General features: G+C 35.9%; 7 protein-coding genes and 1 pseudogene. All 8 read right to left on the bottom strand.

What is annotated here, in order from left to right; all coding sequences use genetic code 11:
- Positions 1-27: 27 nt before the first annotated feature.
- On the bottom strand, positions 28-774 hold the full coding sequence (gene nuoB / locus METFODRAFT_RS08955) for an NADH-quinone oxidoreductase subunit NuoB (protein WP_048115834.1): 747 nt from the start codon (positions 772-774) through the stop codon (positions 28-30).
- Between the two features lie 13 nt (positions 775-787).
- Entirely contained in the window at positions 788-1549 is a 762-nt protein-coding gene (locus tag METFODRAFT_RS11630; RefSeq protein ID WP_245528991.1) for an NADH-quinone oxidoreductase subunit D-related protein, read from the bottom strand.
- 149 nt (positions 1550-1698) lie between these two features.
- Positions 1699-2322, bottom strand: coding sequence for a hypothetical protein (locus METFODRAFT_RS11625; protein ID WP_007045285.1), 624 nt, complete (start codon positions 2320-2322; stop codon positions 1699-1701).
- A 5-nt stretch (positions 2323-2327) separates the two neighbouring features.
- Entirely contained in the window at positions 2328-3107 is a 780-nt protein-coding gene (locus METFODRAFT_RS11620; protein WP_245528990.1) for a proton-conducting transporter transmembrane domain-containing protein, read from the bottom strand.
- Positions 3108-3160: 53 nt separating this feature from the next.
- Positions 3161-3751, bottom strand: coding sequence for a hypothetical protein (locus METFODRAFT_RS11615; RefSeq protein ID WP_007045283.1), 591 nt, complete (start codon positions 3749-3751; stop codon positions 3161-3163).
- Positions 3752-3791: 40 nt separating this feature from the next.
- Entirely contained in the window at positions 3792-4427 is a 636-nt protein-coding gene (locus tag METFODRAFT_RS08940; protein WP_007045282.1) for a hypothetical protein, read from the bottom strand.
- A pseudogene (locus tag METFODRAFT_RS08935) lies at positions 4424-5197 on the bottom strand (respiratory chain complex I subunit 1 family protein); the annotation flags it as partial. The gene METFODRAFT_RS08940 and the pseudogene METFODRAFT_RS08935, both read right to left, overlap by 4 nt.
- A 24-nt stretch (positions 5198-5221) precedes the next feature.
- Positions 5222-5401 (bottom strand): hypothetical protein (locus METFODRAFT_RS08930; protein ID WP_007045280.1); only part of this gene is annotated, 180 nt, incomplete at its 5' end.

The raw sequence follows: 5401 nt of genomic DNA, 5'->3' as shown, positions 1-5401 counted from the left end.
AAAGGATTCTCGTAATCACACTGTCAGTCACTTAAAGAATTTTACAAATGCATATAAACTTGTAAATGGGTGTGGGGGACATCCTGGGATATATAAATCCACAGGTAATATTTTATCAACCCCGCCAACCACTTCCTCGTTTTCCTTAAATATTCCTCCCGATATTGCACATGTGCCAACTGCTATAACAAATTTTGGAGAAGGAATTGCATCATATGTTTTCATGAGTGCGAGTTCCATATTTTTTGTGACTGGTCCTGTAACTACAAGACCATCCGCATGTCTTGGAGATGCCACAAATTTTATTCCAAATCTCGAAAGGTCATAAACTGGCGTATTTAAGACATTAATATCTAAATCACATGCATTACATCCACCCGCACAAACCTCTCTTAGATTTACTGATTTTCCGAAGAGTTTTTTAATGGTGCTCAAATGCTTTGATTTTGTGTCAGGTTCTTTTAATGTATCTTTTATTATTAAACCTTCCCGTTTTAATGCAAACATCCTATAATCTGTGGTAAATCTTATGAAGTCCTGCTCTATCTTCAAACATCTACCGCAGAATATGCATTTTCCTAAATCCAATGTCCTATCCTCTGGATTAACTGCACCCATTGGACATACTGATGCTACTCTTTCTACTTCCTCATCAGATACCTCTTGATTAAGAACAGGCCTTCCCCTGTATGTGGCAGGAAGCTTTATATCGGAGCTTGGAAATTCAACTGTTCTGTATCCCTGTTTAAGTCTATTGGTAATTATGTTATTCATAGCTACACCTCGCTTAAAGGTCAAATCCACAGTATGATAAGTTAAAACTTTTATTGCATAATGGAAAATCATATATTCCCTCGTTTCTAACTGCTAATTCAAGTGCAGTCCAGTTGTGGAATGAAGGGTCTTTTATTTTATATCTTTTTATCTTTCCATTTTCATCAGTAATTATACAGTGGGAGAGCTCACCTCTCCAAGCTTCCTCCAATGTCACAATAAAACAGTTTGGTTTTAACTTAAGTTTTTCTTCGTTGGAGGTTCCCGTTGGGAAATCAGAGTGTTGGAGGGCCCCTATACAGAAATCTATTGAATTAATTGTTTCCTTGAAATACACCTTAGCCCTTGAATTAACACTTCCTTCATCATCAGTCATCATTTCAATGCTTCTTTCATAAATATGCTTAGCTTTTGAAAAGCTCTTTCTAATATCATAAGGTATGCCAGAAGCTCTTCCTGCTGGACCTACAATCCCTATTGTTTTAGCTGTTTTTTTATCAACAATACCTGTTTGTTCAAATCTTCCAAGAACTTCTGGATTATCTAACATAAGGTTTCCAACATCTATTACTTCTTCCCTTAAGACTTCAAACTTCTCAATAAGTTCCATTATAAGTTCATCAGTAATTTTGAAAGGAGCTCCGAAAGGTCGGACCGAACTTCTGCCAAATCTGTTGCCACATATCGAAACAAACATATTGAGAAAATCCCCTCTTATCCTTCCATAGTATGTAGCAGTGGGTAAGAATCCCACATCACCACTGAGACCTCCCAATGTTCCAACGTGGTTAGCTATTCTCTCTATTTCAAGTAAAAGCCTTCTGTATATTGATAAAGGTTCGTCAGCTTCAAAATCACTTAATCCCTCAACAGCTTCCGCAAAGCAGATACTGTTTCCTATTACTGTATCGCCAGCTATGGATTCTACAACAGAGGTATCATACTTTCTTTACAGTTCAACAGTTGTTTTTCAACACCTCTGTGCTGATAACCATGCTGTATTTCAAGATTAAGGATGGTTTCCCCTATGCAGTTAAACCTAAAATGTCCGGGTTCTATAATTCCAGCATGGACAGGTCCAACAGCCACTTGGTGGATTTCTTCCCCTTCAACTTCAAAAAATTTGTAGTTTCCAGGAATAGGTTTATTATAATCGTTACCAAACGCATCAGGCTTTCCGCTGTAATTTTTATGGTATCTAACTGGTTTAAACCATGGATGATTTTTAGGAATAATACCAAACTGCTCTGCAATCTCCCTTTCAAACATATGAAATTTAATGTTAGATTGTGTAAGTGATTCATAGAAATCGCCTACAATGGTGCTTGTAACATAAAGTCCATCGTCATTCCTTAAAACACTGTATATTTTAGCATGAGCCTCTCTATCTTTATCTTTATTTTTATTTTCATTATAAACTGCAAAATGCTGAACAACATACCCAGTTTTTACAAAATCTAAGAGCTCCTCTCTGAATAAATCAAAGGGTAAGATAGGTATGTCCTCAACATTTACGGCTTTTCCATTTTCAATCTTTAAAAAACCCATCCTATTCACCTCATCGTTAGAAAGAAATTTACTATGGTGTCTTGGTAAGGGGAGAACATAAGAACCGTGATTACAAATGAGAGCAGTAATAGGATTAAACTTGGAGCAGACAATCCAAAGCTTTCTTTAATAGGTTTAATATATTCATCACCTTTTAATTCAGTGAAGCACATCTGAATGATTTTCTTAAAGAATCCTGCAACTACTAATATTAGTGCAAGGATAAACAGGAAGCCAACCGCATAATAATGGCCTGCAAAAGCACCAAATATTATCAATAATTCACTTAGGAATAAACCAAACGGTGGAAAGCCCGCAATACCCATGGTTCCGAGTGTAAATGCAAAAGCTGTCTTAGGTAAAAGTTTGAAAAAGTCCCTTACCTGAGAAATATCTTTTGTGCCGTATTGCAGGAGCATGTTTCCAGTAGATAAGAATAATGCACACTTAATAAGAGAGTGGTTTATCATGTGGAAAATTGCACCAAGTAATGCAATACCCCCAATTCCAGTACCAAGTGTGATAATCCCCATGTTTTCAATACTTGAATATGCAAGCAATCTTTTGTAGTCCTTTTGTGCAGGCATGAATGCTGCTGCTATAAATACTGAAAATAAACCAAGAATTATCATCATTTTACTTGCAATACCTCCTAAGCCAAAATGTCCTGCAAGGGCATGGAACCTATATATTGGTAGGAATGCACAGTTCAGTAGAGCTCCGGATAACATTGCAGATACTGGGCTGGGTGCTTCTCCATGAGCGTCTGAAAGCCAAATATGCATAGGAGCCAAACCTACCTTTGTCCCATAGCCTATGAGGATAAAGACAAATCCAATCAAGAACCATAATGGTTTATCGCTCCAGTATATGCCATAAGATTGGAGAATAAAAGCCCAGATATCTTTTCTGGTTCCATGAATGACTGTAATGTAATGAAAGAACCCAAAAGTGCAAGGGATATCCCAACAGAGCAGGTAATAAGATACTTCCATGTAGCTACGACAGAGTCTCTAGTTTTATGGAGATATATCAACGAAGCACTTGAAATTGTCGTGGCTTCAATAGCTATCCATGTAAGTATTATGTGGTCGGAAATTGCCGCGAGACTCATTGCTGATACAAAGAACAGCAACATGGAGCTGTAGATATGTTCTGATTCATAGTTAGAGTTTTTAAGGTAATCTATGGAGTAATAGGATACTATCAAGAACAGCAATGAAATTAAACCAAGCACTATCTTTCCAAGGGGTGTAATAAAGATATAATTTTTTAATATAATTGCTTGGCTAGGTTCAATGCAGATGTGTGCTGTAATGACCGCATGAACTATTGCTACCAAAAAGGGAATGTATCTTGTAAGTTTTCCCCTTATAAAGTAAGCAATAACGCCGGCTAATGCTGGAATTAGAAATACTAGCTCATCCATATTTTATACGCCTCTTTAAATTAATGTTTTCGTAATTTTTTTAATCCTCCTTCTTATAACTTTGAGGGGTGTAGAGTTTGTTAATCTGATTAATTATTATGGTCATAAGCATTACACAGATGAGAATATCCAAAAGTATTCCGAATTCAACAATGTATTGCATATTTTTTCCAATCATCAAACCCACGATAGATATGCCGTTTTCAAGCATTAAGTATGACGATACTTGAGTAATTGCCTTTTTCCTAGCCATTAGAAGGAATAATGCTGGAATTATTAGGGTTATTCCTCCAATAAATAGCAGTTTTTTCGATATATCAAAATCGAGATATCCTGACCATATGTGGGCTATGAATATAACAATTAATCCAAAGAATAACGATGCTCGGTATCCTATTAATGGATTGAGTTCTCTTTTAAGATTGGCTTTTCTTGTGGCATATATAAGAAAACTTGGTATGAAGAAAGACCGTATTATCAAAGTGCTCAGGGCAATAACTAATCCATAGAATGTTATTTCTCCACCTCCAAGAACTATCGTTAGAAGTGATACTAGAAAACTCTGAATAGCTATTGTTTTAACCAGTGAGAATAATCTATGAGTATTTAATGCGAATAATACCGTTCCAATTATAAATGCAATAATTAGTCTTTCATAATATACCATCTCAATCATGTTATTCCACCCCTTATGGAAAATATCAACGCAAGTGTGGCAATTGCAAATGATGACATTAGGAAGGTTGTATTTCTAGGAAGTTTATATCTTACACCAATGGATTCGAGAATTCCTACGGCAAATGCTATTGCAAACAACCCAACTATAAATACCAAGTAATTCAGAGCTCCGATACTAAAATCCACAGGAAATATTAATCTTGAAAGTATCCCTCCAAAGAACAAGAATTTTAAAAATGTTCCAAACTCCATTAACCCCAAATCAGGACCACTGTTATCGAGAATCATTACTTCATGAATCATGGTTAATTCTAAGTGCGTATCTGGGTCATCTATTGGTTTTCTTGCATTTTCCACAATTAATATCATAAACATGACCATTATAGATATTATCGCAAATATTCCCGCCTGATGCCACAATATCTGAGCTCCGGTATTACCTAAAATTCCCATCAGACTAGGAACCCCTGTAAGTTTTACCGCCAGTATAAATGTCATGAATAATGAACCTTCTGTTAAGAATGACATGAAGGCCTCCCTACTGGCACCCATTCCTTCAAATGATGAAGATGTGTTTAGTGAGCTTAGGAGTAGAAAGAACCTGCTCAACGCAAATAAATACACCACTACAATGAAATCATAAGCAAATGAAATTACTGGTGCTTCCCCTGCAATTGGAAAGAATAAAAGTGCCAATAGGTAGGTAACTACTATAATTAAGGGTGCAAACCTGAATATCCATGTACTGTTTTTGCTATATACCAATCCTTTTTTTAAGAACTGACAGTGTGATTACGAGAATCCTTTCTTTATTAGTTCTTTACTACACTCTTTAATCACTTCATAGAATGATAATCCATATTTGTGGCTTAAATATTCTATACAGTTTGATACCATTGCTATAAACCTAACAAACCCAATATTGCTCTTTTCAGACGTTAGGTAATTTCCCTCAACATCTAAAATCGATTT

The organism is Methanotorris formicicus Mc-S-70 (assembly GCF_000243455.1).
Lineage (GTDB): Archaea > AGJL01 > Methanococci > Methanococcales > Methanococcaceae > Methanotorris > Methanotorris formicicus.
Note: the sequence above shows the minus strand (reverse complement) of the source record. Positions and strands in the feature narration are given on the sequence as shown.